Source organism: Bordetella tumbae, assembly GCF_965139195.1.
Lineage (GTDB): Bacteria > Pseudomonadota > Gammaproteobacteria > Burkholderiales > Burkholderiaceae_B > Bordetella_A > Bordetella_A tumbae.
The window spans coordinates 180,651-204,405 of sequence record NZ_CBCSJH010000006.1 but is presented as its reverse complement, the minus strand read 5'-3'; the positions used below and the strand labels follow the sequence as shown (position 1 = coordinate 204,405).

Below are 23,755 nucleotides of genomic sequence, written 5' to 3'. Positions count from 1 at the left end.
CCGGGGCGGGCTGCCTCTGCATGACTGCAACCCTTGGCGCCAGGCACAAAACATCAAAGGCCCGAGTCCGGCATCATTCCGGACTCGGGCCTTTTGGCTGAAACGCCTGCGGTGTGCAGGTTTATTGCGGCGCTACACCGGCTTTCTTGAACAGCTCAGCCCATTGCGGCACTTGTTGCTTGACCTTGGCATCCAATGCTTTGGGATTGGCTTCGTCGTTCAGGACTTCCGCACCCAGGCCGGCCATGCGTTCCTTGAATTTCGGATCGGCCATCCCGGCCTGCAAGGCCTTGATCAGCTTGTCCACGATCGGCTGAGGCGTGTTTTTGGGTACCCACATGCCGTGCCAGATACCGACCTGGAAGCCCTTGTAGCCCGATTCGTCCATCGTGGGTAGGTCAGGCAGGGTGGGCACGCGCTTCAGGCTCGTGACCGCGTAGGCCTTGACCTTTTTCGAGGTGATGTATTGCGACGTGTTGGTCGTCTGGTCGCACAGCATGTCGACCTGTTTGCCCAGCAGGTCGTTCATGGCGGGGGCGGTGCCCTTGTAGGGGACGGTCAGCAGATCCACGCCCAGCGCATCGACCAGCATGGTGCCGCACAGATGGCTGGCGGCGCCGATCCCGGCGTTGGCCAACGAGATCTTGTCCTTGTTGGTTTTGACGTATTCGACCATCTCTTTGATGTTGTTGGGCGGGAAATCCTCGCGCGCAATGACGGTCATGGGCACGTCCACCACCAGGCCTACGGGAGCGAAGGTCTTGTCGGGGTCATAGCCGGGGTTCTTGTACAACGACGGGGCAGTAGTGTAGCCCAGGTGCATCAGCAGCACGGTATAGCCGTCGGGTTCGGCACGGCCGACGAACGAGGTGCCGATCGTACCGCCGGCACCGGTCTTGTTTTCCACCACGACGCTTTGCCCCAAAGTGGGGCGCATGGCTTCGGCGAGCGAACGAGCCACGTTGTCAGTGGGGCCTCCAGCGGCAAACGGTACAACCATGCTGATGGGGCGCTCGGGATACTCGGCCTGGGCAGCGCCTGCGGCAAAGAGAGCACTGGTAGCCAGCAGTACCGATAGCGTACGGGGGATGAATCTCATGGGGTCTCCTGCGCCGCGGGATAGGCGGCAATTTTTGATAGCTTGGACTGATGAGTCTTTCTTGGAGTGTCATCAGGTGGTCTTGAGTGTAGAAAACAATACGGTTGCCGTCACCGGGGGATTTCCCCTGAAACAAACAATCTATAGCTGTTTGCACTAATTTGGGGCTAAACTTGTTGCGTTGCACCAAAAGTGCTTGACAGTCAGTTTTAAGTACGTAAAATCGTATTTGTGCAGTGCAGCAAACGCGCCGGCCTTAGCTTCAAATATCGGTTCCGAGCACGTTTATTTCCCCTTATTTGTCGCAACGTATCGCCATAGCCGGGCGCCCCGGCATTTTTACCGGAGACCACCATGACTGCAATCCCCCAACAAGTTCTGGACCGCCAGAAATCCGCCCTGAACGCGTTGACCGCGACCCAGGCGACGCTGTTTGCCGGCTTTGAAAAGCTGGTCGATCTGAACCTGAAGGTCGTCAAAGCCACGCTCGACGAGGTCGCCCAGACTTCGCAACAAGCCATCGGCGTGAAAGACCCCCAGGAAGCCACCGCTTTCGCCAGCTCGTTGGTGCAGCCCAGCGCAGAAAAGGCCTTGGCCTATGGCAAGCATGTCTATGACATCGTTGCTGGTGTGCAGGGCGAACTGGCCAAGCTGGCCGAGGCTCAAATCGCCGAAGGCCAACAACAGGTCGCCGACGCTGTCGAGCAATTTTCCAAAAACGCGCCCACCGGCTCCGAAAGTGCCGTCGCGCTGCTGAAATCCTCTCTGGCTACTGCCAACGGTGCCTATGACTCGCTGAGCAAGGCTGCCAAGCAGGCTGTCGAAGTCGCCGAATCCAATCTGAACGCTGCGGCCAATGCCACGTTCAAGGCGGCTTCTGACGCCGCTGAAGTTGCCGGCAAGACGACCCGTGCCGCCCGTCGTGCTTAATTAGCGAGATTGATGCCGACTGTTGTCGGCATACCGCTTGTTGTAGTACTGTTGAGTGACAGAGCAGAGCTGGAATTAGCCACCCCACGGGGTGGCTTTTTTTTCGCTACGCCAGGGGCGTGGCAGGACGGGCGTGCTTTTTTATGCGGCCTTGATGGCCTGCACGCATTCGCTGACCAGCGCCGGACCGCGGTAAATCAGTCCGGTATATAGCTGGACTGCATTGGCACCCGCCTCCAGTTTTTCCTTGGCTTGCTTGCCCGACATAATCCCGCCCACCCCGATAATGCTGGCATCGGCGCCCATGCGCTGGCGCAGGCGTGTAATGACGGCCAGCGATAGCTGATGCACGGGGGCGCCAGACAGGCCGCCGGCCTCATTGGCATGGTCGAGTCCGGTCACGGCATCCCGGGAAAGCGTCGTGTTCGTGGCGATGACACCGTCTATGCCAAAACGCGGCAGGAGCTCCGCGATCGTGTCGATCTGGCTTTCCGACAGATCCGGAGCGATCTTGACCGCCAGCGGCACATGGCGCTGATGCTGATCGGCGAGCTCCGCACGCTTGTCACGCAGCCGGGCCAACAAGGCACTCAATTCGTCCTCGCCCTGCAGGGCGCGCAGGTTCTGCGTATTCGGCGAAGAAATATTCACCGTGACATAGTCTGCATGCGGATAGACGCCTGCCAGACCGATCAGATAGTCGTCCGCGGCCCGCTCGATCGGCGTGTCAGCGTTTTTTCCGATGTTCAGCCCTACGATGCCGCCCTGGCTGCGCCACTGGCTGCGGCGCACATTGGCGATAAAGGCGTCCAGCCCCTGATTGTTAAAGCCCAGGCGATTGATCAGCGCTTGCGCACGAGGCAGGCGGAACATGCGGGGCTTGGGATTGCCCGGCTGAGCGCGTGGCGTGACCGTCCCGACCTCGACAAAGCCGAATCCCAGATTGCCCAATGCGTCGATATACGCCCCGTTTTTGTCCAACCCCGCAGCCAATCCCACCGGGTTGCGCAGCGTCAAGCCCATCAGGGTGGACGGCGCCTGCGGCTGGGCGTGCATCAGTTTGCGGGTGGCGCCACAATCATAGGCGCGTTGCAGGCCGGCCAACGTGACTTCGTGGGCGGTTTCCGCGTCCATGGCAAACAAAGCCGGACGCGCCAGGGGGTAGGCGTGAAAGAGGATCGACATGGAGCGCAATTGTAGCCAGTTTGCGCCGTCGGACAGACAAATTCAGACCAGATCAGGTGTGGCCGTCTGCCAATGGCCGTCCAGATGCATTTGCAGCGGGCGAAAGCCGGATTTGTACGCCATCTTGCGGCTGTCGCGGATCCAGTAGCCCAGATACAGCCAGGGTAGATTCAGCGTACGGCATTGCTCGATCTGCCACAGCACGTTATAGGTGCCCAGGCTGCCCTGGGCATCCGGATCGTAAAACGTATAAACCGACGACAAGCCATCATCCAGAACATCGATGATAGACACCATCATCAGGACGTCCGCGGCATCGCGGAATTCGACCAGGCGGGTATTGACGCGGCTGGTCAACAGAAACTGCGCGTACTGCGTCCGGCTGTCGTCATCCATGCCGCCACCGGGATGGCGGCCCTGCTGATACCGGGAATACAGCTCATAGTGTTCGGGAGACCATGCCAGCTCCGCTACGAACGCACGCAGCGCCTGATGGCCGCGCCAGGCGCGCCGCTGGCTGCGGTTGGGGGTGAAATTGGCCGTATCGACCCGGACCGGCACACAGGCCCGGCAGTTATCGCAGTGCGGGCGATACGTAAACAACCCACTGCGACGAAACCCCTGTTCCACCAACTGCGAATAGGTGCCCGCGTTGATCAAATGCCCGGGCGCCGCGACCTGCGAGCGCGCTTGGCGATCAGGCAGGTAGCTGCATGGATACGGTGCAGTCGAATAAAACTGCAGGGTGGCAAAAGGAAGTTCTTTAAGCTGACTCATTAGCAGTTCGCCCCGACGTCGGACGGCAGTCGAGTGATCATCTTAACGCGGCTGCCAGAGATGACAAGTTTCCGTCGAAATCGGCCTGGTCAGCTGGGATTTGCCAAACTCGGCTGAGAGTTCTCTGTCTGGCCCAGATCGGTCCACGCCCAGCCGGTCTCGGCCGGGCTCAGTCCAGGCCTGCCAGCTCGTGAATATTGCCTTCGCTGTCCAGCCGCCCCGGACGCCAAAGGGGGGCTGGCAACTCGACCGCTTGCCGCACATGTTCGACAAATTGGGCGCGAGGCACCGGCTGGGCGCCCAGGCTGGCCAAGTGCCGGGTCTGCTGCTGGCAATCGATCCACTCCACGCCATAGCGGCGCAAGAACGTCACCAGATACGCCAGCGCAACTTTTGAGGCGTCGGAGACCAGTGTGAACATCGACTCGCCAAAAAACATGCCTCCCAGGCTGATGCCGTACAGGCCACCCACCAGGATTTCATCTACCCAGGTTTCGATGCTGTGGGCCCCGTCCGCCAGATGCCAGGCATAGTAAGCCTGTTGCATCTCGGCAGTGATCCACGTCCCTGCTTGACTGTCCCGCGGCGCCGCGCAGCGTGCAATGACCGCCTCGAATGCGGTGTCGACACGTATTTGCACGCGGGGGGCGGGTCCAGACTCATCCCGTGCGATTTGGCGCAGTCGTTTGCGCAGCGAGTGCGAAGGTGCAAAATCCTGGCAAGCCAGCACCATGCGCGGATCGGGGCTCCACCACAAAAGCGGCTCTCCTGCGCTGTACCAGGGGAAAATGCCATTCGAATAAGCCAACTGCAGCCGGCTGAGCGATAAGTCCGCGCCAGCGGCGAGCAGTCCTGCTGGCTCGGATAGCGCGTCTTCAACGGGCGGAAATGGAGTGTCGGGAGCGAGCCAGGGAAGCTTCACGATTCAGCAAGACGATTCAAACGGTCCAGATGAGAAAGACAGGCACGTCGTCACACATGATCACGCCGCCGAAACTCAGCGGTGCCAGTCCAGCGTGTAATGATGGCAGCCCAGATGGCCGCGGCGGCGATCCTCGAGATACTGCTTCAGCGTCGTACTGACCGTGCGAAACGACAGATCGTCCCAAGGGATCTCTGCCTCGTCGTAATAACGTGCTTCCAGGCTCTCGGGGCCGGGGTCCAGCTCTGGGCCCAGTGCCTGGGCCAGGTAAAAGATGTGTACCTGGTCTATCTGGGGTACGTCGATGATCGTGAACAACTGGCCTAACTCGATACGCGCGCCGGCTTCCTCCAGCGTTTCGCGTGCGGCGCCCTGGGCCGTACTTTCCCCGAGCTCCATGAAACCAGCCGGCAAGGTCCACGTGTTGTAGCGTGGCTCGATCGCACGCCGGCACAAGAGAATGCGGTCTTCCCAAACCGGCACCGTCCCTACGACCATGCGAGGATTTTGATAATGGATCGCTCCGCAATGATCACAGACATCGCGTTCGCGGTTGTCCCCTTCGGGGACGCGGCGGTGAATGGGCGAGCCGCATTGGCTGCAAAAAAGCGTGCGGCGCGGTGCGGGAAAATAGGTCAGGGGCGGTCGATCGGTCATGCTGTTGATTCTACCGGTAGGCGGGCTCTCAAGGAAACGCGGAAATGCCGAGCGGCGTGACGGGCGGGCCGGCACGCATCCTGCCTATTCCGGTAATGGATTTGCCGCAAAACCCAGATCAGTGCTCAGCGCCGATCTGCTGAGGTCACAATGCAGCGGAACGACGGCGGGATAATTCGGGTGACTGACTTGCCTGGGCGTCTTCACCGTCTGCGCATCGCTGTCGTCGAGGGCGTCCAGCAAAGGCATGTTCCCTGGCTGGACACGCAGGGCAACGAGGATGGATTCCAGATCCCGCCCGTCTATCAGTCCGGTGCCCAGGTCCGTTTGCGCATAGAGCCGACCCGCCTCATCCAGCCACCATGCCTCGATGGTGCGGACCGTTTCTCCGGTATGCGTGATCAATCCCGAGCCCGTATCTGCCACGCGCAAAACATATGGAGCGGCATCCAGTCGGACATAAACCCGCTGTGGGCCGTTTTGAAAATACCAGCGTCCTCGATCATCGGCGGCGTAATTGCGGCCGATAAAGGCCACAATCTGCGGACTGGTGATGAGATCGCCCCGGCCACCCTCAGTGGCATCGCCCCGCTCGTGGATGTGCCACTGCCCGCGTTCGTCCAGCGAGAGCCAGCCGTATACCGCGGGGACGTTGGGCCATTTGGCAAGTGCTTGTTTAACGGACAGATCCATAACGGCAGCAGATGATCAGCAGTGCAAAACGTTCCATTTAACCAGAACGCTTGATGGCTACGACATTCGTGCTGGTGATTGCGGGTATTTCGCGTGTGATGTTGGACCATCCAAGTGTTGCGCCGCGGGAAATCGCAGCATAGATGGCTTCAGTCCGATTGTGGACGTGCAATCGCTGGTACACCGTTTCTGCGTGCACTTTGGCCGTTGCCGCCGCGATGCTCAGGTGCCGCGCGATGGTTTTCAGCGTATAGCCGCGCGCCAATAGAACGAGTACCTCGTATTGGCGTGGAGTCAGTCCGAGCGCTTTGCTCTCTTTGTCATCCACAAAAGCGATGGGCGGAGCCAGCTCGGCGGGATCGGCATTGCGCATCGATTCCGTAATGGCATTTTGTGGCAACAACAATTCCTCGCCTCGTGCGGATGTGTCGAACGACGGCAGTGCAGAAATGAGGGGCTCGTCGTCAGTCAACGCGAGCCGGATCGACGCTTGCAATAGTTCAGTCGGGGCATGGAGTGGAACGCAGCCGATGACATACGAAGGAAAGTCCTGCGGCCAAGGCGCGAGTCCCTCTGAAAGTAAGAGAATCGACTTGGGATGATAGCGCTCTCGCGCTGCAGCAACTGTCTGGTGCGTGGTTTCTTCGACCATTTCTACTGATAGCAGCATCAAGACATAGTCGGTGTGCTGCTGCGGCGTCGCCGCACCTGTGCTTTTGATCTCGGTGTTGCCCGGCATGTCCCACGAGGCCACGGCGTCAATACAACTGTCCGGTATTGTTTCCGAGACCAATTGCACGATGCCTCGACGAACGAGCGGTCGCGATTCGATCACAATTATTGTTGACACGGTGCCTCTCCTGCGGTGGATCGGGTGTGCGCTTTCTTCTACGGTCAAAATCTAGCGCGAATCATCAGGGGCCGCAACAAAGCCGCAACTATGCAAACCCTAATGTCCGCGTCATATCATCGTTTGTCATTGAATCCAACAACTGAGCTGAACGGCCTCCGGCCGGGTTTCCCAGTTGGTAGGGAACTCATCGAATCGCTCGGCAAAGCACGACGCCCGCAAGTGGTAATCAGAATGCGGCAGCCAATGATCCAGCAGATTGCTATAAAGCATCGAGACATCGCCGGATGTGCAATGGGCCGCGCATGTTGCTGTCCGACCGGCTGGAAGGTTGATTTCAAATGCCTCTTTCGGTTTGGGACCGAGGCTCAGCGGTACTGGTACGCCACAGTAGTACCGCATGAACTGCGAAGGGACAAACATGGGGGTGTCGTACGTCAAACCAAAAAAAGGTCCCGCAAGCATGTGCGATGGTAAATGCGCGAATAATTTGCGGAAGTCGCTCCAGCAAGCATGTTTTTGACTGGAAAGCCCTTCATAGCGCACAGCCCAGAAACGGATGGCAGGCATGTTGCGGATCACGATTTTGGTATTGGCTACCGGCAGACTGCAGACATCGGCGGCCTGCTTACTGGCGGCGTCGATCCGTTCAATGTGACGGACATGTGCCTGCCGGAACTGGCAAGGGGAAATGCCCCAGTAGTGCGTAAATGCTCGCGTAAAAGCCTGTTGGCTTGAAAAGCCCATGTCGATCGCTATCGAAAAGGCCGACTGGCGTGTGTGGGCGATCATGAGCGCACAGCGTCCCATCAAATTGCGATGTATGTAGTCGCGCGGTGAATGTTGAAAATCCTTGAAAAACAGACGCGTCAAATGAAAGCGGCTGAGCCGCATTTCCTGTGCCAGTGTCTGGATTAATGCGTCATGGGTGCAATGCTCAGTCGAGTCATGCAGGATCTGGTGTTCGATCTGTGTGACGCAATATTGAATACGTGGGTCCATCGTCGCTCCTTTCGCCTATTTTTTAGGCGCCCGCTTTTCATGGTTTTAAAAACAAGAACGTCTAGCCGTTGTGTTTCAAAAAAATATTCAAAAAAATTTTATAAATCACAAACTGTAAATTTTGTGAACGACAACTGCCTAGAATGACGTTCATGCAAGCGGGGTTAGGGAGCTGAGAGCAATTTCAAAAGAGGCCGGCCAGGAATCATTGAAATTGCGAGAAAGTAACAACAATTACGGAGACGATTGTCGCGGTTGAAGTATGGCCTGTATATGAGGGTTATTACATAAGCCGTTGGTAGTAGATAAAAAGAAAATCTTCTTTTGATACGTTTGCAACAGTTCGCCTGATCAGTTCCGTGAGTGATTTTCATCTCGATTTGTCTACAAATTGGGACGCGGAAGTGTTGTCAAAAAAATCATCAGCCCGAACGAAAAGTATTTCCGCGGATGATTTTCAGGAGAGGAAATTTGTTTCAAGCATATAAATTTTGGCCGGAGACGACAGCGTGATAGTCGCAGAGGGCGCATGGACGTTAATCCGGATAACGATGTAGTACCGCTTCGAGACGGACTCTCGATATATTTGGAGGTCACATCATGAAAAAGACACTTTTGGCAGTTGCGCTGGCTGTTAGCTCTATTGGCATGGCCCATGCCGCCGGTTTCGCCGTTGGCGCATTTGGAGGCACAGGCGCAGCTACTTCGGGCACGGTCGGTGGCTCGCAAGCATCGAGTACCAGTGGTTCGATTGGGCCGGGGGCTTCCGTGCAAGGCACGACGGCAACCAGCAGCACTGGCGCCAATTCGGGCGTTTCCCTGACTCCGCAAGGCACGACGACTTATGCCAACGGCGCCAGCACCAACCAATCGGTAGGTGGCAGCTTCTCTACGGGGTTTGCCGGCGGCACGACCAGCGGTATGGCTGGTGGTGAATACACCAGCGGCGCTACTGGCAATGTGGGAACGATCGGCTTTGGCGGCTGGACCTGGTAAGCCTCTGTCGGCCGCGTCATACGACCTATGGCGTGGGGAGGCGACAGCCTCTCCACGCTTGGGAGACTCGCCGTGAAACACACGCTTTGCACACTTCTATTGATCTGCGTAGCCAGTGTTGCGCTGATCAGCCTGGACGCACAGGCCACCCGGTCCAAGCCACCAGTGCGGACGGTGGTACTGATCGGGCCTAGCCAGCCGTTGCCAAGTTGCCCCTCGGATTTTTCTCAGGGCATGCAGGACATCGAGTCGTTCCCCGAACTGACATTTAGCGAGCAGGACGTTGACTACGCGGACGGCTATCAATATAGCGTTACCGGTCATTTTTCTTGCTTTGCTCCTGCCTCGGGGCAGGCATCCACGGACCGAACCTCGGTGGATCACTGGTTGGCCAATACTCGGTTGATACCCTCCTTTCCCCAAACGGGAAACCTTTTCTTTTTACCTGCCGGATGGCACTGGATCGAATTTGATCGATAGCTGTTAATAAATCAAAAAAGGTCCTGGCAGGGAAACCTGCCTATCGCTTTTTGCTAATCGCATTCGATGAAATTGAATAACCTCGTAAATATAACTATTAATCGTCGTTACATTGATATTTAGTGTCTGAAATTCACATGTAACGGTAGGCACTTTTGGAGAATCAGAAATGAACCCGAAACTTGACGAAGAAATCAAGCGGTGGACTGTCAGGCGCAAAAGTGCTTTGGTAATGGACATTGTTCAGGGCCGGACAACCGTGCGTGAAGCCAGTGAGGCGTTTGAATTGCCAGCCACTGAGATCGAGCGCTGGGTCGAGGAAGGGCGGCGTGGAATGGAGAACGCTCTGCGGTCCAATCCATTGAATATCAAAGAAATTTACGAAAAACAGATCAAAACACTGCAACAGGCCTACGGTGAGGCGATGTTGGAGTTGCGCGTCAAATGCAAGCAAAACAACACGTCCGGCGACGAAGAAAAGTGATTGCGAGACGACGATTGTTTTTCACGTTATTTTTTAATTAAAAATTGGAAAAATCACAAAATGGTAAAAACTAATTTTAATGTAACCATACAATAAATTCACCGTAATCGTAGTTTTACAGTATCTGGCTTTAGCGATCATACGGCGACAAAAAATTATTTTTAACAATATAAAGGGTGGCTTCCTTTCAGGAGAAAAAGCATGAAACGCCTAATATTGATGACACTGGCCTTATGTAGCGTTAGTGCTTATAGCCAGACTATAAATACCGGTGCCAGCGCTGGATCCAACGCGACAGGCAATGCAAATGCTTCATCCCAATCGGGGACTTCACAAGTCGGAGTCAACGCGCAAATGGGCATGGGTAACATTACCTTTGAGGGTTCCTCCCAGCGTGAGCACCAAAGCATTTCGACTACGCCCAACGTCTATATCGCCCCGAGTATGTTCGGCGGCTCTAATAATTGCGGGCAGAGCAATACGATGGGGGTAGGTGTGACCGGGTTCGGGATTGGCGGCTCCGTCGCCAGCGAGAGTTCCTCGTGTAACGCTCGCGAAGACACGGCGACAGCCTATAAATTAGGCTACAAAGACGTAGCTGATATGCGGTTTTTCTGCTTTGGCGAAGACGAAAACCGTTTGGCTTGGGAGGCTACCGGCCGGACGTGCCCGGCAACGGCAGAGCCCACGGCTCAGATCGCCAGCCGCTACTACGTGGCAACCGGCAATGCCACCAGTACGCCATTTCCGGGGTATTCCGAGCATTGAGTCTGTGACCGGCAGGGCGATCATCGGCGTCTGTAGTGCAGAACGTAACGGATCCACAAGCCCACAAGCGTAGAAAAACAAACGGCCCTGAAAGGGCCGTTGTTTTATTGGAGGCGCAAGCCGGAATCGAACCGACGTACACGGATTTGCAATCCGCTGCATAACCACTCTGCCATTGCGCCGTAGGCGTGATTAGCCAAGCCCGCTATTGTACAGGAATTTGTGGCGTTGTGTTTGATCGAGCAGCTTTGTGCAAAAATTCCCGTCATGCGCGGATACCGCGTGGCGAGAGAGGCTGGACGGCCGAATCGCCGAATGCTTAATTCAGATCCAGATTCACGTCCTGGATCTTTGCCTGTACGGTGACGAACTGCGCAATCGATTCCGGATCGATGGTGGCGAAGTCCTGTTTTGCAGCCAGCTCAGGCGCCCAGCGCTGCAGGATTCTGGCCCACAGAGCGCTGAGATCTTTGCCGAGCAGCTTCGTTTCCAGTGAGCGGATATAAAAGCAGCCGGCGATGATGCCAATCAGCAGCAGCCCCGCCACAATGCTGATGGTGGTCGCAAACAGGATGAAGTCAGACATGAGCCCCTTGATCAAACCGCTGGTCGGTCCAAACATCGATAACCCGTAAACGATCAGCGCGATCGCCAGAATGGTGCCAGCACCCACGACGAGACCTTTCTTGGCCGACTTGTAGCGATTGAACGATTGCCCGTACGCCTGGTCGCCCAGGGCTTGCTCCAGCGCTGAGGTCTGCTCAAAGAAATCTTCTGACTTTTCGACGGGGATCTTCTTGGTGTCAATCAGAGCGTGCAGACCCTGTAGTTGCTGTTTTGCAAAAGCGATGAACTGAAGCGATGCGCCAAGATTGGTTAGAAAATTCACGGCAAACTCGTAAGAAAAGCAGAACCGGCGGCATAAGCCCGGCATAAAAAGGCAGGGGCAACGGCGGGATCGTTGCGCCTATACCGCAATCGTCGGGGCGCGGCACGTCGTTAGCCCAGACGAATCATAGCAGCGGTGCTGGCGGTGATGCTGGGCGCTCTATCGCTTGCGCGATTCTGGGCCTTTGGTTGCTAGAGGGTACTTAGCTCGTCGCTCATGCTGCCAACACGATCGATGTAAAGCGATCGGGCGGCAGGCGTTGTTGGACGAAAAAAAGGCCGAAACACGAAGTTTTCGGCCTTTTTTCAATCATCTATGAACCTTGGTGGATGTTCATGGATAAAAATCTTGGAGCGGGAAACGAGACGTGTACTAGGACAGTAAGTCGTTGTTTCCCAAACACTTTCTTCGTTGGACTGGCCAGCGAAGACCTCAATTGTAGCCTTGTTTTTCGTCCTCGGCAACAAATTCGTCCAAAGAGTTCCACAGACGTCCAAAGAGCTGCACTCAGTACACCAGACCCACGATCGGTACATCGTCGTAGGCGACTGCCTCGAACTCATCATCCACGCCCGGTTGTCTGCCCCGCATCCATCATCGTGAAGACGATCAGGCAGATGGTTCTGGTGATGGCACAGGTCGGATGCTGGGAACGCCTGCACCACAACTCACAAGGACCTTCTGCTCAAGCTCCTTTGAAAGAACGCGCACGCTGGCCACCGCGTTTCCGCACACGATTCTTTGTCGATATATCAGGATGACGGGGCAAGCATGACAGACGCGGGTTTGCTGCGTCCGGCTGGACATTCGACGACGATTGCGGCCCCTTAACGCCTCCTGAGACCGCTGGCATATCAGGTCATACCTAGACGGTTTTGCAGAAACCGTAACTTCTCACGACCCTGATAGCGTGAGCGTCACTGTCGAGCCTACGTCCCGATGCTCGACCTTCTAATCGATGAATTTTTGCACATCGAGCACACGACGACTACCAGTTGCGCGAACTGGTGAGCAGTATTCAAACCACATGACGAAGCGGCCTTCGGTGCCCACTTCCTGCACAGACGACAGGCCGACCATGAGGTCGGTGACAAAGGAGTCGGTCATGTAGTTCTTCTCCTGGAAGGAGACGGAGCATGCACGAGAACAAGAATGATGCACCAACATCAAAGGTGTTCTATCGCCCGATCGAAGCGTCCATCCGCTGGGCCGGGCTGCTGCGATACGAGCAGGTGATCCTGGCTTCGATTTCGTCGCCAAGGCGCCTGCCGCAGTCGTTGGACTGCCCACGTTGCGCCGAGCTGAGACTTTGCACCGAACGTATCTTCGACGGCATCCTCAATGGAGAACTGCCCTTCGGGCAGAACGGCATCACGACGCGCGATTCCACGCTGATCGACTCCCCTGATCTGACGGTGCGCCACGTCGATCTGAAGCGCTGGATGCGCCAACACTATCCCGAGCAACGACCGGGCTTCCTCTTCTCCCGAAGCGAGCGCATCACCCATCCCTTCATCTCGCTGGAAACTGGGCAGGCGATGCTAGTCGAGCGCCTGGCCCTGAAATCCACCTTGGACCAGTACAAACGCCAACTGCATGAGTTGCAGGAAAAGCACGGGGCGCTTCTCAAGCAGATGGCGCCCTCTGCTGGCGCACAGTGCCTGATCAGTGATCGCGCCGAAGCCACCTACCTGAACATTATCGGCAGCATGCTGGACCTGATGCTCGGCCAGTCGCCTTCGGGCGTGCCGTACTCCAGCTTCAAGACGCAGGAGGCGGTGGTCAGTGCATTGGTCGCCCATCACAGCGGCGCCATGGGGATCGCGGAGCGGACGCTAAACGGCAAGTTCGCCACGGCCAGACGCCGGCTGCGTAGCGCGACAGTCTGAGGTTTTCCATCTTGTATGTGCAATCGCGGAGATTGCATTTGCAATGTCTTTTCCCATCCATGTCTATTGAATGGAGGTCACGCCAACAAACGCCACTGAGCGTTCAGGAGTGACCGCCATGTCGCAAACACCTGCACTGCCCGCAAGCGAGCGCCGCATCCTGCGGCTTGATGAAGTCGAAACCAAGTCCGGTTTCAAACGCGCCCACATCTACAACCTGATGCGCAAAGGCTTGTTCCCGAAGGCGCTGCGCCTGGGCGTGCGCGCGGTCGGCTGGGACTCCATCGAGATCGATCAGTGGATCGCCGAGCGCGTCAACAACCGGGCCTGACCCGTTCTCCAGCGGACTTCCCATCCTCACACGGAGAACGCCATGCAGGTCGTATCCATCATTTCAACAAAAGGTGGCGTCGGCAAGACCACCACGGCCGCGAACCTCGGCGGGCTTGCCGCCGACGCGGGGCTGCGTGTGCTACTGCTCGACCTCGACGTGCAGCCCACCTTGTCCTCGTACTACGAGCTAGGTCACCGCGCACCTGGTGGCATCTACGAGTTGCTGGCCTTCAACGAGCGCGACCTCGGGCTGCTTGTGTCCCGCACGATCGTCGCGGGCCTGGACTTGGTGCTCTCCAACGACCACCGAGGCGAGCTGAACACCTTGCTGCTGCACGCGCCGGATGGCCGCCTGCGGTTGCGCCATCTCTTGCCGGTCCTGGCGCCTCTCTATGACCTGGTACTGATCGACACCCAAGGCGCGCGATCGGTGCTGCTGGAGATGGCGGTACTCGCCTCCAACCTCGCGCTGTCGCCCGTGACCCCGGAAATCCTCGCGGCGCGCGAGCTGCGGCGCGGCACCATGCAGTTGCTCGAAGACATTGCGCCCTACCGGCACCTGGGCATCGAGCCTCCACCTCTGCATCTGCTCATCAATCGCGTCCACCCTGTGTCAGCCAATGCACGGCTGATCCAGCAGGCCCTGCGCGATCTTTTCCAGGACCATGCCGGCATCCGCGTGCTGGCCACCGACGTGCCGGCCATCGAGGCGTATCCGCGTGCAGCTACGCGCGGATTGCCAGTGCATCGGGTCGAATACCGCCAGCCGCCGGGCAGAGTCGCCCCCGCCGCGCTCGACACCATGCGCGGCCTCGCAGACGAACTATTTCCGCAATGGCGGCACCGATTTGCCATGGTGTCCGGCCGTCCGCCACACCCTCTTGATGCCGGGAGGTTCCATGGCGAACGCACATGAGCTTGCCCGAGGCCACAAGCGGCTTCGCGCCCTGATCGAGTTCGCGGTTGGCGAAGGTTGGCACGTCAAACGCACGCCTGGCGGCCACCTCAAGTTCACCAAGCCTGGCTGCGCCGCGATCTACACCAGCTCGACGGCCAGTGACCACCGGGCGACCCTGAATGCCCGTGCGCAAATCCGCCGCGCCGAGCGCGAGGCCCGATACCAAGCGCAGGGAGGCGGCCATGGCTGAGATCACCTCCCAGCAGATGGCTGGCAAGCTGCTCGCGGCCGGGTTCGAGCGCAGCGGCCCGTCAGCCTCGACCTTGAGCGACCCGATCGCCGACACACCCATGGTCGTGACCCTAGATCAGTTGCGCCCCTACGACCACGATCCCAGGAAAAAACGCAACCCGGCCTACGAGGAAATCAAGGCGTCCATCCGCGAGCGCGGTCTGGACGCGGCGCCGGCCATCACTCGCCGACCAGGTGAGGACCACTACATCATCCGCAACGGCGGAAATACGCGGCTGGCGATCCTGCGCGAACTATGGTCAGAGACCAAGGACGAGCGGTTTTTCCGTATATCGTGCCTGTTCCGGCCGTGGCCCAGCCGCGGCGAAGTCGTCATGCTGACCGGCCACCTGGCCGAGAATGAATTACGCGGGGGCCTCACGTTCATCGAGCGCGCCCTCGGCGTCGAGAAGGCACGCGAGTTCTACGAGCAAGAAAGCGGCACTACCTTGAGCCAGTCCGAGCTGGCCCGCCGCCTCGCTGCCGATGGCTTCCCGGTACAACAGTCGCACATCAGCCGCATGAACGACGCGGTGCAGTATCTCCTGCCCGCGATCCCCACCGTGCTCTATGGCGGCCTCGGTCGCCATCAGGTCGAACGCCTGTCGGTCATGCGCAAAGCCTGCATGCTCGCGTGGGAGCGCTACGCCAAGGGCCGCTCCCTGGTTCAGGACTTCGACGAATTTTTCCAGGAAGCGCTGTCGCAATTCGACGTCCAGGCCGACGAGTTCTCCGCGCAGCGCGTACAGGACGAGCTGATCGGCCAGATGGCCGAGTTGCTGGGTGTCAATTACGACGTGCTCGCCCTGGACATGACCGAATCCGAAAGCCGGCAGCGCGCCTTGATCAGCGACCCAACGCCGCCCTCGACGCCGCCTGCGTTGCCGGAGCCGGAGTCGGAAACCATCGCGCGCCCAACTGCCAACACCGCGCCACCCACCGCAGGGGCTGCATCGGCAGCGCCGCCTGCAGGCCGACCTGCGCGCGAGAGCGACACGGATACCAGTCAGGCGGGTCCGGCCAGCCCTGCGGCGGGGAGCGATCTGCTTCGGGAGCACATCGTTTCGCCGGCACCGACGACCGAACGGCTCCAGTCCATCCAGCGCATGGTCGCCGATCAGTTGGGCGATGCGCTGCCTCCCGACTTCTCGGCGAGCGTCTTGCAGTCCATCCCCGTGCAGGCTGGCGGGCTCTATCCGATCTCCGATGTCTGGTACATCGATCCCGGCTTGGATACTGCCGAGCGCTTGCGCATCCACATCGCACAGTTCGCCCGCGAAATCGCGAGCGAGGCAGACCTGGACGAGTGCATTGATGACCGTGCAGAGGGTATCGGTTTCGCCTGCCGGGCCCGCACCCAAAGTCCGGCGCCGCTGGGCCGTTCCGTCCTCGCATTGTTGGCGTGCCTGGCCGGTCAGCGGCCCGCCGACGTCGGTCTGCACGACGGGCAAATCGTCATCGACCTGCCGGCATTGCTGCACGGCCAGGGTGATGCGGCCCAGCGATTGAGCGACACCGCGCTGGTCAAGCTGTTCCGGCTGCTGCGGCTGGCCCGGCGCCTGCTCGATCTTGAAGCCGGCGCTGCGGACCTTGGAACGTGAGCGAGGGAGGCCAGCATGTCCGCACCACACCCACTCAACCAGGCCGTCATCGCGCAGGCCCTCTATGACCTGCGCAATGGGCAACTGCGCCGGTGCAAACTGATGGGGTTTGGTGAGGAAGAACTGGACGCCCTCAAGCATCCCGCGCTGATCAGCGTGCTCGCCAACGCCAACGTCTCCTGGTGCTCGGTGACGGTCAACCGCGAAGTGCTCCGGCGACTACTCAAGCAGGCGCAGGACGTGGAGAAGGAAATCGCCACGGTCGATCGCATGCTCAGGCTGGGTGCGAGCACCGAGATGGTCAGTCGGTTCTATGGCCTGACCCACCAAGAGGTGGCGCTTCGCCGCGAAATCCTCGGCCTGCCCAAGCGCAAGGGCCGCCACCCCGTGCTGGACGAGAAACAGGACACGGATCTGTGGCGGCAATGGAAGGCCGTGACCGGCAGCAGGAATGTCGATCTCGAAGACGAAACCTCCATTCTCGACGCCGCCATGGACTTGGCCGAAGGCATGTCGCTGCCTCTGTCGGTGGTCTGGGCCTCGATCAAGAGCTGGGTCGATCAAGGATTGGGTTGAGCCATGGCCGTGGACGACACCGCACCACGCCGTGGCCCCGTCGCACTCGCGGACCTGTTCGACGCCGCCTTGAAAGACCTCGTGCCCAAGCCCAGTGCGCCAGCACCTATGCCTGCGCCGACGCCCGCCACGTCCGGCGATGCCTTCCTCTTCAGCGGCAACCGGCATGAGACCGTGCCGCGGCGACTGTTCCTCGACCGTCGCCTTACGCCGCTGGAGCGCAACGCCTGGCAGGTGTTCCGGCTGATGCTCAACGACGATGGCGTGACAGCCTTCCCGACGTATGAGCAGCTTCGACCCTGGCTGGCATCGATGCCCTGCGCCGGGCAGGCCTCGCATGAAACCGTGGCCCGAGCGTTGACGCTGTTGCGCCTCACCCGATGGTTGAGCCTGGTGCGGCGACGGCGTGACCCCAAGACCGGCCGCATCCTCGGCAACCTCTACGTTCTGCACGATGAACCGCTGACGCCCTTCGAGGCCATGCAGCTCGACGCCGACTACCTGGCACTGGTCAGCCAGTCCCTCGGCCATTCGGCCAAGGCCGTCCAGATGGTCGGCCTGAACACCCTTAAGGAGATCGCGGAAGATCCGCTGCTCTCCGGGCGCACATTGCCGTCGCGGCTGCAGGTTCTGGCAGAACGCCTCGCCAGCCAAGGCATCACGGCCGCCGCAAGTTATCCACAGGAGGACGCCGCCCACGATTCCGAAGAAGGAGTATCGAGCCTTCTTCGGAATGCGGATGACCCATCTTCGGAATCCGAAGCAGGGGCGAAACCCGTGCCAAACGCCTCTCTTCGGAATCCGAAGCAGGCCCGTACAGTACGTAGTAGTCGTATTAATGAAGTACGTACTACCGCGCAGGCGCGCGCGCTGGGCGATCTGCAATGGCCCAAGCGCTTCACGGAACTGAAGGCAGAGCAGCAGACAGGTGCCAGGGTGGCATTGCAGCAGGTTGATGCCGCGCTGAGACAGGCCGTGCTGGACGAATGGGCCACACGATGCAGCAGTCATGGCATACGCAATCCTGCGGGGTATCTGTTCGGCATCATCCAGCGCGCCATCCATGGCGAGTTCAATGCCTGGGCCAAGAAAGACGCGCCATCGGCATCCGTCCCACCAAACGAGCGACCACCACCAGCACCGCCACCTCAGCCGCAGGGTAAGCCAGTGCCGCCAGAAGTCGCCAAGCAGCACATCGAGCGGCTACGCAATCTGCTCGCCAGCAAATGAGTCGGCATGCCAGGCGGTGAAACTAGATGCCCATGGCCGCCAGTAGAGCTATCCCCTGGGGATAGTTCCGCTGCTGGGCACAACGCCAAGCTGTCGCAGGCCTGGGATCGACCATCTGCCGCAGCATCGGCGTTGTCCCCCCTGATCTCGGCGTGCAGCGTTCGTTAGCGCTCCATGGAGCTATCCCCTGGGGATAGCTCGCGCCGCATGCAACCGCCACGCCCTAAACCGGGGCCCGCCGGGATTCGGATTCTTGACTGACTGCCTTCCGCTTCCTGTCGAAGCTGGCCGCTCCTTTTCCAACAACGAGCAGACACCATGGCAACCAATGAACCTCTGCAACTGAATCTCGGCTCCCTGCGCAGTGCGATGTCGCTGACCCTGCACACCCATCACGCTTCCCGCATCTGGCATGGCCGCGCCGCCGCCGAGGGGCGACCGGGCATCGTCGGCCTGAATGGCTATATCGCTCAGATGAACAAGATGCGGCGGGGCTCAGAACAAGACGATCCGTACTCGGACTGGTGGATGCTGCGCATCGAGGACAAGCTCGACCACACCAAGGTCACGCTGCAATCGCTGCGCGAGCAGGTGGACCAGGCGCTGGCGAGTGTGCCGCCGGCGCTCAGCCTGGGCGAAAACCTCAACGTGCAGCCGGTCAAGCTCCCGCTCTTCGTCAACGCGCAGCTCGGCTTTGCCGCGGTCTATCTCCTGGCCGACTACGACGACATCGCCCGCAAGCTGATCCTCGCCCATCACACCGCGCTCATTGACCGCAGCACCTTGGAACGCTGGCTCAACGAGGGCGCACATTCATTGCGCAGCCTGTTCTCGCTGGCCCAGCAGTATCGCTATTCGGGCTGCACACGCGATGACTTCGCGTCGAAGAATGCCGCAGCGCGGGCAGCGCTGGAGAAGTATGGCGAACTGCCGCAGGACGTGCTGGAAGGCACGCGCCGGTCGAAGTTTGCGCCGCCCATCGTGCGCCGTGGCCTGAAGCAGCGCGGCGACGGTCCTGCCGAAGCATCACTGCTCGGCGATGAAACCACCACCGCAGAGTCGCCCGAAGCCGCAGCCGGCGAGGACGAGCCGGCATGAGCGATCCGAACCCACCGACCCGCTACTTCCGAGGCCTGCAACAGGGTGCCTTCATGCGGCTGGAACACGCGGCCTATCTAAAAGGCCTTTTAAAGCCTTTTAAGGGTAAAGGGGACTTCGAGGCCTGGGCCAGCCAGTGCTTCGCCATGCGCGACGAGTTGATTGCCCTGGCACAGCGACAGGTACTGGAGCAGGCATGCGGGCACCCCTTCCACCTGCTGCCCATCGAACTGGCCCAACAGACCACTGGCGCAGGAACCGTCTTCTTGCGCTGGCGCAGACACGACAGGTCGGCCATGGGCGTGGCGCTGTGGCGGGAGCTGGTCGCCAGCAGCAGCACACCCGTCAACCTGCTGGCCGACCTGCACGCGATCGAGCTGCAGCGCATCACGTTGAACATGCAGATCAGCCTGCTGCACACCTTGGGCAGGCAGGCGCAGGAATGCGCCAGCAAGGCGGCCGAGGCGGACGACGCCTACCTGCGCCGGCTCACGCCCATTCCCGCCGCAATGCGCGATCGGTGATTGCGCCGGGCACCCAGCACGCTCCCGGCGCCGACGAGGCACGGGTATTTCAACCACCACGGAGATCACATCATGAGCACGCATTTTTCCGGCGAAGGCAACATCGGTTCGCCACCGGAGTACCGCGAATTCCCCAACGGCAACGACGAACCCAGTCGCCTGCTACGCCTGAACGTCTATTTCGACAACCCTGTGCCGAAGAAGGATGGCACGTTCGAGGACCGGGGCGGCTTCTGGGCGCCGGTGGAAATCTGGCACCGCGACGCCGAGCACTGGAAGGACCTGTACCAGAAAGGCATGCGCGTGCTGGTCGTCGGCCGCATGGAGCGCGAACCCTGGACGGATAACGAGGATCAGCCGCGCGAGACCTGGCAGATCAACGCGCGCAGCGTCGGCATCCTGCCGTACCGCATCGAATCCGTGACCCTCAGCCCGAAGCCGCAAGAGGCAGAGCCCAAGCCCCAGGCCGCGCAGGAACCGGCTGCGCCGAAAGAATCCAAGCGCAGGAAGTGAACCGGCATGGAGGGCGGTCGCACGTCTTCGCCGCCCTCCATGCGCTCGCGAGCTATCCCCAGGGGATAGCTCCACCAACGTCCACCGACTTTCACGCGCTCCCTCATATCGCGGCTCCCGGTCCGCACACCTGCGGCCACGCGCCACCCCCGCACAAGCCATTCCATCCCGTGAAAGCGGTCACCGCCGCATGCGGCTTGTTTGCTGCTGCCCCAGGTGGCGCTCGGCATCCTCGATTCCAGCAACTCCATGAACAACGGGAATCGGGATGGACGGACATGCGGCTGTTCTTGTGCGAGAAGCCCTCCCAGGGCAAAGACATTGGCCGGATTCTCGGTGCCACGCAGCGCGCTGAAGGCTGCCTCAACGGTTCCGGCGTCACCGTCACCTGGTGCATCGGCCATCTCGTAGAAGCCGCAGCGCCCGAAGCCTACGACGAGCAGTTGAAGCGCTGGTCCATCGAGCAGTTGCCCATCATTCCTCAGCACTGGCGGGTCGAGGTCAAACCGAAGACCGCCACGCAGTTCAAGGTCGTCAAGGCGCTTCTGGCTAAGGCGACCCAGCTTGTCATCGCCACAGATGCCGACCGCGAGGGCGAGTTGATCGCCCGCGAGATCATCGACCTGTGCGGCTACCGCGGCCCCATCGAACGGCTGTGGTTGTCGGCGCTCAACGATGCTTCCATCCGCGCGGCACTCGGCAAGCTCCGGCCATCGGCCGAGACGTTGCCGATGTACTACTCGGCGCTGGCACGCTCTCGGGCGGACTGGCTCGTCGGCATGAACCTCAGCCGCTTGTTCACGGTGCTGGGACGACAGGCTGGCTACGACGGCGTGCTGTCGGTCGGCCGCGTCCAGACCCCCACGCTCAAACTGGTCGTGGACCGCGACCGCGAGATCGCCGCCTTCGTGTCCGTGCCGTACTGGGCCATCGACGTGTCCCTGTCCGCTGGTGGCCAGGCTTTCACCGCGCAGTGGGTTCCCCCGAACACATGCACCGACGACGCCGGCCGCTGCCTGCAGCAGCCCATCGCGCAGCACGCCGCGCAGCAGATCCGCGCCGCGGACAGCGCCCAGGTGGTGGCGGTCGAAACCGAGCGCGTGCGGGAAGGCCCGCCGCTGCCGTTCGACCTGGGGACCTTGCAGGAGGTGTGTTCCAGGCAGCTTGGGCTCGATGTGCAGGAGACCTTAGACATTGCTCAGGCCCTATACGAGACGCACAAGGCCACGACGTACCCGCGCTCCGATTCGGGCTACCTGCCCGAAAGCATGTTCGCCGAGGTGCCAACGGTCCTCGACAGCCTGGTCAAGACCGATCCCTTGCTGCGACCGATCATGGACCAGCTCGACCGCACTCAACGCTCACGCGCCTGGAACGACGCGAAGGTGTCTGCTCACCACGGCATCATCCCGACGCTCGAACCGGCGAACCTCTCGACCATGAGTGAGAAAGAACTGGCAGTGTATCGGCTGATCCGGGCGCATTACCTGGCGCAATTCCTTCCTCACCACGAGTTCGACCGCACTGTGGCGAACCTCTCCTGCGGCCAGCAGACGCTGGCGGCCACCGGCAAGCAGGTCGTCGTCAAGGGTTGGCACCTGGTGCTGGCCGAACCGCAATCCGAGGAGGATGGCGACCCTGCGGCGCGCAGCCAGGTACTGCCCGCGCTGCGCGAGGGCCTGGCATGTCAGGTGGCCGACGTCGATCTGAAGGCGCTCAAGACGCTGCCCCCTCGACCCTATACGCAGGGCGAGTTGGTCAAGTCCATGAAGGGCGTCGCCAAACTGGTCTCGGACCCGCGCCTGAAACAGAAGCTCAAGGATACGGTCGGCATCGGCACCGAAGCGACGCGGGCCAACATCATCAGTGGCCTGCTGACGCGGGGCTACCTCGTGAAGAAGGGCCGCGCCATCCGTGCCTCGGATGCGGCCTTCACCCTGATCGACGCGGTGCCCACAGCGATTGCCGACCCAGGGACAACCGCCGTCTGGGAACAGGCGCTGGACATGATCGAAGCTGGACAGCTCACGCTGGACGTATTCATCGGCAAGCAGGCTGCATGGATCTCACAGTTGATCGCGCAGTACGGCAGCACGTCCCTGTCCATCAAGGTTCCCCACGGACCGCCTTGCCCACAGTGCGGCGCACCGACGCGCCAGCGCACCGGCAAGAGCGGCCCATTCTGGTCGTGCAGTCGCTACCCCGNCTGCAAAGGCACGCTGCCGGTCGAATCCGGCACGTCCAGGCGTGGTGCCTCGCGCCCGCGCCGCAGCGGCCGCAAAGGCTCCTGACCGACCCCGTTCCCCGTGAGCCGTGCCCGCCATCGGCGGCGCGGCCTGTGTTCCGCACGCCCTGCGGGACGCCCAGCGCGCAACGCCTTCTTGTCCGTGTGCGCGTCCCGCCTGGCCGTCCCCGGCCGCGGGACCTGAAGGTAGCTTCTCCGCGAACCGCCTCCTGCGCGTTCTGCTGATCTGCATTTCTCCCGCCTCTGCGAAGGGTCCCCCGGTGGCTTGCCAAGCTGCGCGAGCCACCCGGAGACCCTTCGTGGTCAGCGGTATTCGGTGCCGGTGCCCGCCGGCGCAAAAACGGGCTCCCTTTGTGCGCGGATGTGCGCCAGACGATGCCGGCGCGAACCACGACATGCGCCGGGTGTGATTGCTGATGAGCAGACGGTTCTAGCGACGACCGGGCCTGCACCAGCCCACGGGTGGTTCTGTCCTCCCGAGCCGAAGGCCGCAGGGCCTTCGGCGCCTTTCTCCTGCCTATCAACGTCCCGGCCCGCCCCGGGCCACACGAACAGGAGACCCGACATGAACCCGCAACCTTGCACCCTTCGCGGTGCGCCCCAGGCCGCGCCACTGCTGTACGGCAGCGTGTGCAGCGGCATCGAGGCCGTGAGCCTCGCATGGCAACCCCTCGGCCTCAAAGCCGCGTGGTTCGCCGAGATCGAGCCGTTCCCGAGCGCCGTGCTCGCCCACCGTTACCCCCATGTGCCCAACCTGGGCGACATGACCGCGATCGCCCGTCAGGTGCGCGCCGGCATCGTGCCGNNNCCGACCAGGATGTCGGG

26 protein-coding genes, 1 tRNA gene and 1 pseudogene are annotated in these 23,755 nt (G+C 60.4%); 17 read left to right on the top strand and 11 right to left on the bottom strand.

Annotated elements, in window-relative coordinates:
* Window positions 1-121: 121 nt before the first annotated feature.
* Entirely contained in the window at window positions 122-1,099 is a 978-nt protein-coding gene (locus tag ACNA0J_RS10170) for a tripartite tricarboxylate transporter substrate binding protein BugD (RefSeq protein WP_415818738.1), read from the bottom strand.
* 354 nt (window positions 1,100-1,453) lie between these two features.
* Here ACNA0J_RS10170 and phaP point away from each other — a divergent pair, with 354 nt between their 5' ends.
* Entirely contained in the window at window positions 1,454-2,029 is a 576-nt protein-coding gene (gene phaP / locus ACNA0J_RS10165; RefSeq protein WP_415818736.1) for a TIGR01841 family phasin, read from the top strand.
* 141 nt (window positions 2,030-2,170) lie between these two features.
* On the opposite strand, the gene ACNA0J_RS10160 is transcribed toward phaP, so the two are convergent.
* The 7 genes from ACNA0J_RS10160 to ACNA0J_RS10130 form a co-directional block, all read right to left on the bottom strand.
* Window positions 2,171-3,214 carry a quinone-dependent dihydroorotate dehydrogenase gene (locus ACNA0J_RS10160; RefSeq protein ID WP_415818734.1) on the bottom strand — a complete coding sequence of 348 codons (1,044 nt, stop codon included), beginning with the start codon at window positions 3,212-3,214 and terminating at the stop codon, window positions 2,171-2,173.
* A 42-nt stretch (window positions 3,215-3,256) separates the two neighbouring features.
* Entirely contained in the window at window positions 3,257-3,991 is a 735-nt protein-coding gene (locus ACNA0J_RS10155; protein WP_415818732.1) for an arginyltransferase, read from the bottom strand.
* A gap of 169 nt (window positions 3,992-4,160) precedes the next feature.
* Window positions 4,161-4,913, bottom strand: coding sequence for a leucyl/phenylalanyl-tRNA--protein transferase (gene aat / locus ACNA0J_RS10150; protein ID WP_415818730.1), 753 nt, complete (start codon window positions 4,911-4,913; stop codon window positions 4,161-4,163).
* A gap of 75 nt (window positions 4,914-4,988) precedes the next feature.
* Window positions 4,989-5,570, bottom strand: coding sequence for an NUDIX hydrolase (locus ACNA0J_RS10145; protein WP_415818728.1), 582 nt, complete (start codon window positions 5,568-5,570; stop codon window positions 4,989-4,991).
* Window positions 5,571-5,654: 84 nt separating this feature from the next.
* A complete protein-coding gene (locus ACNA0J_RS10140) occupies window positions 5,655-6,263 on the bottom strand; it encodes a DUF2946 family protein (RefSeq protein WP_415818726.1) in 609 nt (202 codons plus the stop codon).
* Between the two features lie 37 nt (window positions 6,264-6,300).
* Window positions 6,301-7,113: a response regulator transcription factor gene (locus tag ACNA0J_RS10135; RefSeq protein ID WP_415818724.1), complete on the bottom strand. Its 813-nt coding sequence runs from the start codon at window positions 7,111-7,113 to the stop codon at window positions 6,301-6,303.
* Window positions 7,114-7,239: 126 nt separating this feature from the next.
* Window positions 7,240-8,007 carry a helix-turn-helix domain-containing protein gene (locus tag ACNA0J_RS10130; RefSeq protein ID WP_415818722.1) on the bottom strand — a complete coding sequence of 256 codons (768 nt, stop codon included), beginning with the start codon at window positions 8,005-8,007 and terminating at the stop codon, window positions 7,240-7,242.
* 708 nt (window positions 8,008-8,715) lie between these two features.
* Between ACNA0J_RS10130 and ACNA0J_RS10125 the strand changes: the two genes are divergently transcribed.
* From ACNA0J_RS10125 to ACNA0J_RS10110, 4 genes are all read left to right on the top strand, one after another.
* Complete coding sequence (locus tag ACNA0J_RS10125; RefSeq protein WP_415818720.1) at window positions 8,716-9,111, top strand: hypothetical protein; 396 nt, start codon at window positions 8,716-8,718, stop codon at window positions 9,109-9,111.
* Between the two features lie 72 nt (window positions 9,112-9,183).
* Complete coding sequence (locus ACNA0J_RS10120; RefSeq protein ID WP_415818718.1) at window positions 9,184-9,591, top strand: hypothetical protein; 408 nt, start codon at window positions 9,184-9,186, stop codon at window positions 9,589-9,591.
* A 169-nt stretch (window positions 9,592-9,760) separates the two neighbouring features.
* Window positions 9,761-10,075 carry a DUF1153 domain-containing protein gene (locus ACNA0J_RS10115; protein WP_415818716.1) on the top strand — a complete coding sequence of 105 codons (315 nt, stop codon included), beginning with the start codon at window positions 9,761-9,763 and terminating at the stop codon, window positions 10,073-10,075.
* 360 nt (window positions 10,076-10,435) lie between these two features.
* Window positions 10,436-10,843 (top strand): hypothetical protein, encoded by a 408-nt coding sequence (locus ACNA0J_RS10110; protein WP_415818714.1) that lies wholly within the window; start codon window positions 10,436-10,438, stop codon window positions 10,841-10,843.
* Window positions 10,844-10,951: 108 nt separating this feature from the next.
* Here the strand turns inward: ACNA0J_RS10110 and ACNA0J_RS10105 are convergent.
* From ACNA0J_RS10105 to ACNA0J_RS10095, 3 genes are all read right to left on the bottom strand, one after another.
* A tRNA-Cys gene (locus tag ACNA0J_RS10105) sits at window positions 10,952-11,025 on the bottom strand.
* A 137-nt stretch (window positions 11,026-11,162) separates the two neighbouring features.
* Window positions 11,163-11,732, bottom strand: coding sequence for a DUF6097 family protein (locus ACNA0J_RS10100; RefSeq protein WP_415818712.1), 570 nt, complete (start codon window positions 11,730-11,732; stop codon window positions 11,163-11,165).
* A gap of 951 nt (window positions 11,733-12,683) precedes the next feature.
* Window positions 12,684-12,839 carry a hypothetical protein gene (locus ACNA0J_RS10095; protein WP_019726331.1) on the bottom strand — a complete coding sequence of 52 codons (156 nt, stop codon included), beginning with the start codon at window positions 12,837-12,839 and terminating at the stop codon, window positions 12,684-12,686.
* 29 nt (window positions 12,840-12,868) lie between these two features.
* Here ACNA0J_RS10095 and ACNA0J_RS10090 point away from each other — a divergent pair, with 29 nt between their 5' ends.
* The 12 genes and pseudogenes from ACNA0J_RS10090 to ACNA0J_RS10035 all read left to right on the top strand — a co-directional run.
* Window positions 12,869-13,621: a hypothetical protein gene (locus ACNA0J_RS10090; protein WP_019726332.1), complete on the top strand. Its 753-nt coding sequence runs from the start codon at window positions 12,869-12,871 to the stop codon at window positions 13,619-13,621.
* Between the two features lie 118 nt (window positions 13,622-13,739).
* Window positions 13,740-13,952, top strand: a complete 213-nt coding sequence (locus ACNA0J_RS10085; RefSeq protein ID WP_009459729.1) for an AlpA family transcriptional regulator — start codon at window positions 13,740-13,742, stop codon at window positions 13,950-13,952.
* A 42-nt stretch (window positions 13,953-13,994) separates the two neighbouring features.
* Window positions 13,995-14,870 (top strand): ParA family protein, encoded by an 876-nt coding sequence (locus ACNA0J_RS10080; protein ID WP_009459727.1) that lies wholly within the window; start codon window positions 13,995-13,997, stop codon window positions 14,868-14,870.
* Entirely contained in the window at window positions 14,854-15,102 is a 249-nt protein-coding gene (locus tag ACNA0J_RS10075) for a hypothetical protein (RefSeq protein ID WP_019726333.1), read from the top strand. The genes ACNA0J_RS10080 and ACNA0J_RS10075 overlap by 17 nt, the downstream gene beginning before the upstream one ends.
* On the top strand, window positions 15,095-16,744 hold the full coding sequence (locus tag ACNA0J_RS10070; protein WP_009459725.1) for a ParB family protein: 1,650 nt from the start codon (window positions 15,095-15,097) through the stop codon (window positions 16,742-16,744). Before ACNA0J_RS10075 ends, ACNA0J_RS10070 begins: the two co-directional genes overlap by 8 nt.
* Before the next feature lie 15 nt (window positions 16,745-16,759).
* Window positions 16,760-17,320, top strand: a complete 561-nt coding sequence (locus ACNA0J_RS10065; protein WP_009459723.1) for a DUF2857 domain-containing protein — start codon at window positions 16,760-16,762, stop codon at window positions 17,318-17,320.
* A gap of 3 nt (window positions 17,321-17,323) precedes the next feature.
* Window positions 17,324-18,550 (top strand): STY4528 family pathogenicity island replication protein, encoded by a 1,227-nt coding sequence (locus ACNA0J_RS10060; RefSeq protein ID WP_009459721.1) that lies wholly within the window; start codon window positions 17,324-17,326, stop codon window positions 18,548-18,550.
* Window positions 18,551-18,868: 318 nt separating this feature from the next.
* Window positions 18,869-19,648, top strand: a complete 780-nt coding sequence (locus ACNA0J_RS10055; RefSeq protein WP_009459719.1) for a PFL_4669 family integrating conjugative element protein — start codon at window positions 18,869-18,871, stop codon at window positions 19,646-19,648.
* Window positions 19,645-20,172, top strand: coding sequence for a DUF3158 family protein (locus ACNA0J_RS10050; protein ID WP_009459718.1), 528 nt, complete (start codon window positions 19,645-19,647; stop codon window positions 20,170-20,172). The genes ACNA0J_RS10055 and ACNA0J_RS10050 overlap by 4 nt, the downstream gene beginning before the upstream one ends.
* Window positions 20,173-20,244: 72 nt before the next feature.
* A complete protein-coding gene (locus ACNA0J_RS10045; RefSeq protein WP_019726334.1) occupies window positions 20,245-20,685 on the top strand; it encodes a single-stranded DNA-binding protein in 441 nt (146 codons plus the stop codon).
* Between the two features lie 278 nt (window positions 20,686-20,963).
* A pseudogene (locus ACNA0J_RS10040) lies at window positions 20,964-22,890 on the top strand (DNA topoisomerase III); the annotation flags it as partial.
* Window position 22,891: 1 nt separating this feature from the next.
* Window positions 22,892-22,976: hypothetical protein (locus ACNA0J_RS10035; protein WP_415818757.1), on the top strand; the 85-nt coding region annotated here is incomplete at its 5' end.
* Window positions 22,977-23,755 lie beyond the last annotated feature (779 nt).

Bases quoted from the DNA above. Each gene is read 5' to 3' on its own strand.
- ACNA0J_RS10060 (WP_009459721.1), top strand. From the start codon at position 17,324: ATGGCCGTGGACGACACCGCACCACGCCGTGGCCCCGTCGCACTCGCG.
- ACNA0J_RS10070 (WP_009459725.1), top strand. From the start codon at position 15,095: ATGGCTGAGATCACCTCCCAGCAGATGGCTGGCAAGCTGCTCGCGGCC.
- ACNA0J_RS10045 (WP_019726334.1), top strand. From the start codon at position 20,245: ATGAGCACGCATTTTTCCGGCGAAGGCAACATCGGTTCGCCACCGGAG.
- ACNA0J_RS10155 (WP_415818732.1), bottom strand. From the start codon at position 3,991: ATGAGTCAGCTTAAAGAACTTCCTTTTGCCACCCTGCAGTTTTATTCG.
- ACNA0J_RS10065 (WP_009459723.1), top strand. From the start codon at position 16,760: ATGTCCGCACCACACCCACTCAACCAGGCCGTCATCGCGCAGGCCCTC.
- ACNA0J_RS10110 (WP_415818714.1), top strand. From the start codon at position 10,436: ATGGGTAACATTACCTTTGAGGGTTCCTCCCAGCGTGAGCACCAAAGC.
- ACNA0J_RS10170 (WP_415818738.1), bottom strand. From the start codon at position 1,099: ATGAGATTCATCCCCCGTACGCTATCGGTACTGCTGGCTACCAGTGCT.
- ACNA0J_RS10160 (WP_415818734.1), bottom strand. From the start codon at position 3,214: ATGTCGATCCTCTTTCACGCCTACCCCCTGGCGCGTCCGGCTTTGTTT.
- ACNA0J_RS10115 (WP_415818716.1), top strand. From the start codon at position 9,761: ATGAACCCGAAACTTGACGAAGAAATCAAGCGGTGGACTGTCAGGCGC.
- ACNA0J_RS10075 (WP_019726333.1), top strand. From the start codon at position 14,854: ATGGCGAACGCACATGAGCTTGCCCGAGGCCACAAGCGGCTTCGCGCC.
- ACNA0J_RS10090 (WP_019726332.1), top strand. From the start codon at position 12,869: ATGCACGAGAACAAGAATGATGCACCAACATCAAAGGTGTTCTATCGC.
- ACNA0J_RS10140 (WP_415818726.1), bottom strand. From the start codon at position 6,263: ATGGATCTGTCCGTTAAACAAGCACTTGCCAAATGGCCCAACGTCCCC.
- ACNA0J_RS10050 (WP_009459718.1), top strand. From the start codon at position 19,645: ATGAGCGATCCGAACCCACCGACCCGCTACTTCCGAGGCCTGCAACAG.
- ACNA0J_RS10095 (WP_019726331.1), bottom strand. From the start codon at position 12,839: ATGACCGACTCCTTTGTCACCGACCTCATGGTCGGCCTGTCGTCTGTG.
- ACNA0J_RS10080 (WP_009459727.1), top strand. From the start codon at position 13,995: ATGCAGGTCGTATCCATCATTTCAACAAAAGGTGGCGTCGGCAAGACC.
- ACNA0J_RS10145 (WP_415818728.1), bottom strand. From the start codon at position 5,570: ATGACCGATCGACCGCCCCTGACCTATTTTCCCGCACCGCGCCGCACG.
- ACNA0J_RS10085 (WP_009459729.1), top strand. From the start codon at position 13,740: ATGTCGCAAACACCTGCACTGCCCGCAAGCGAGCGCCGCATCCTGCGG.
- ACNA0J_RS10055 (WP_009459719.1), top strand. From the start codon at position 18,869: ATGGCAACCAATGAACCTCTGCAACTGAATCTCGGCTCCCTGCGCAGT.
- ACNA0J_RS10125 (WP_415818720.1), top strand. From the start codon at position 8,716: ATGAAAAAGACACTTTTGGCAGTTGCGCTGGCTGTTAGCTCTATTGGC.
- phaP (WP_415818736.1), top strand. From the start codon at position 1,454: ATGACTGCAATCCCCCAACAAGTTCTGGACCGCCAGAAATCCGCCCTG.
- ACNA0J_RS10130 (WP_415818722.1), bottom strand. From the start codon at position 8,007: ATGCGGCTCAGCCGCTTTCATTTGACGCGTCTGTTTTTCAAGGATTTT.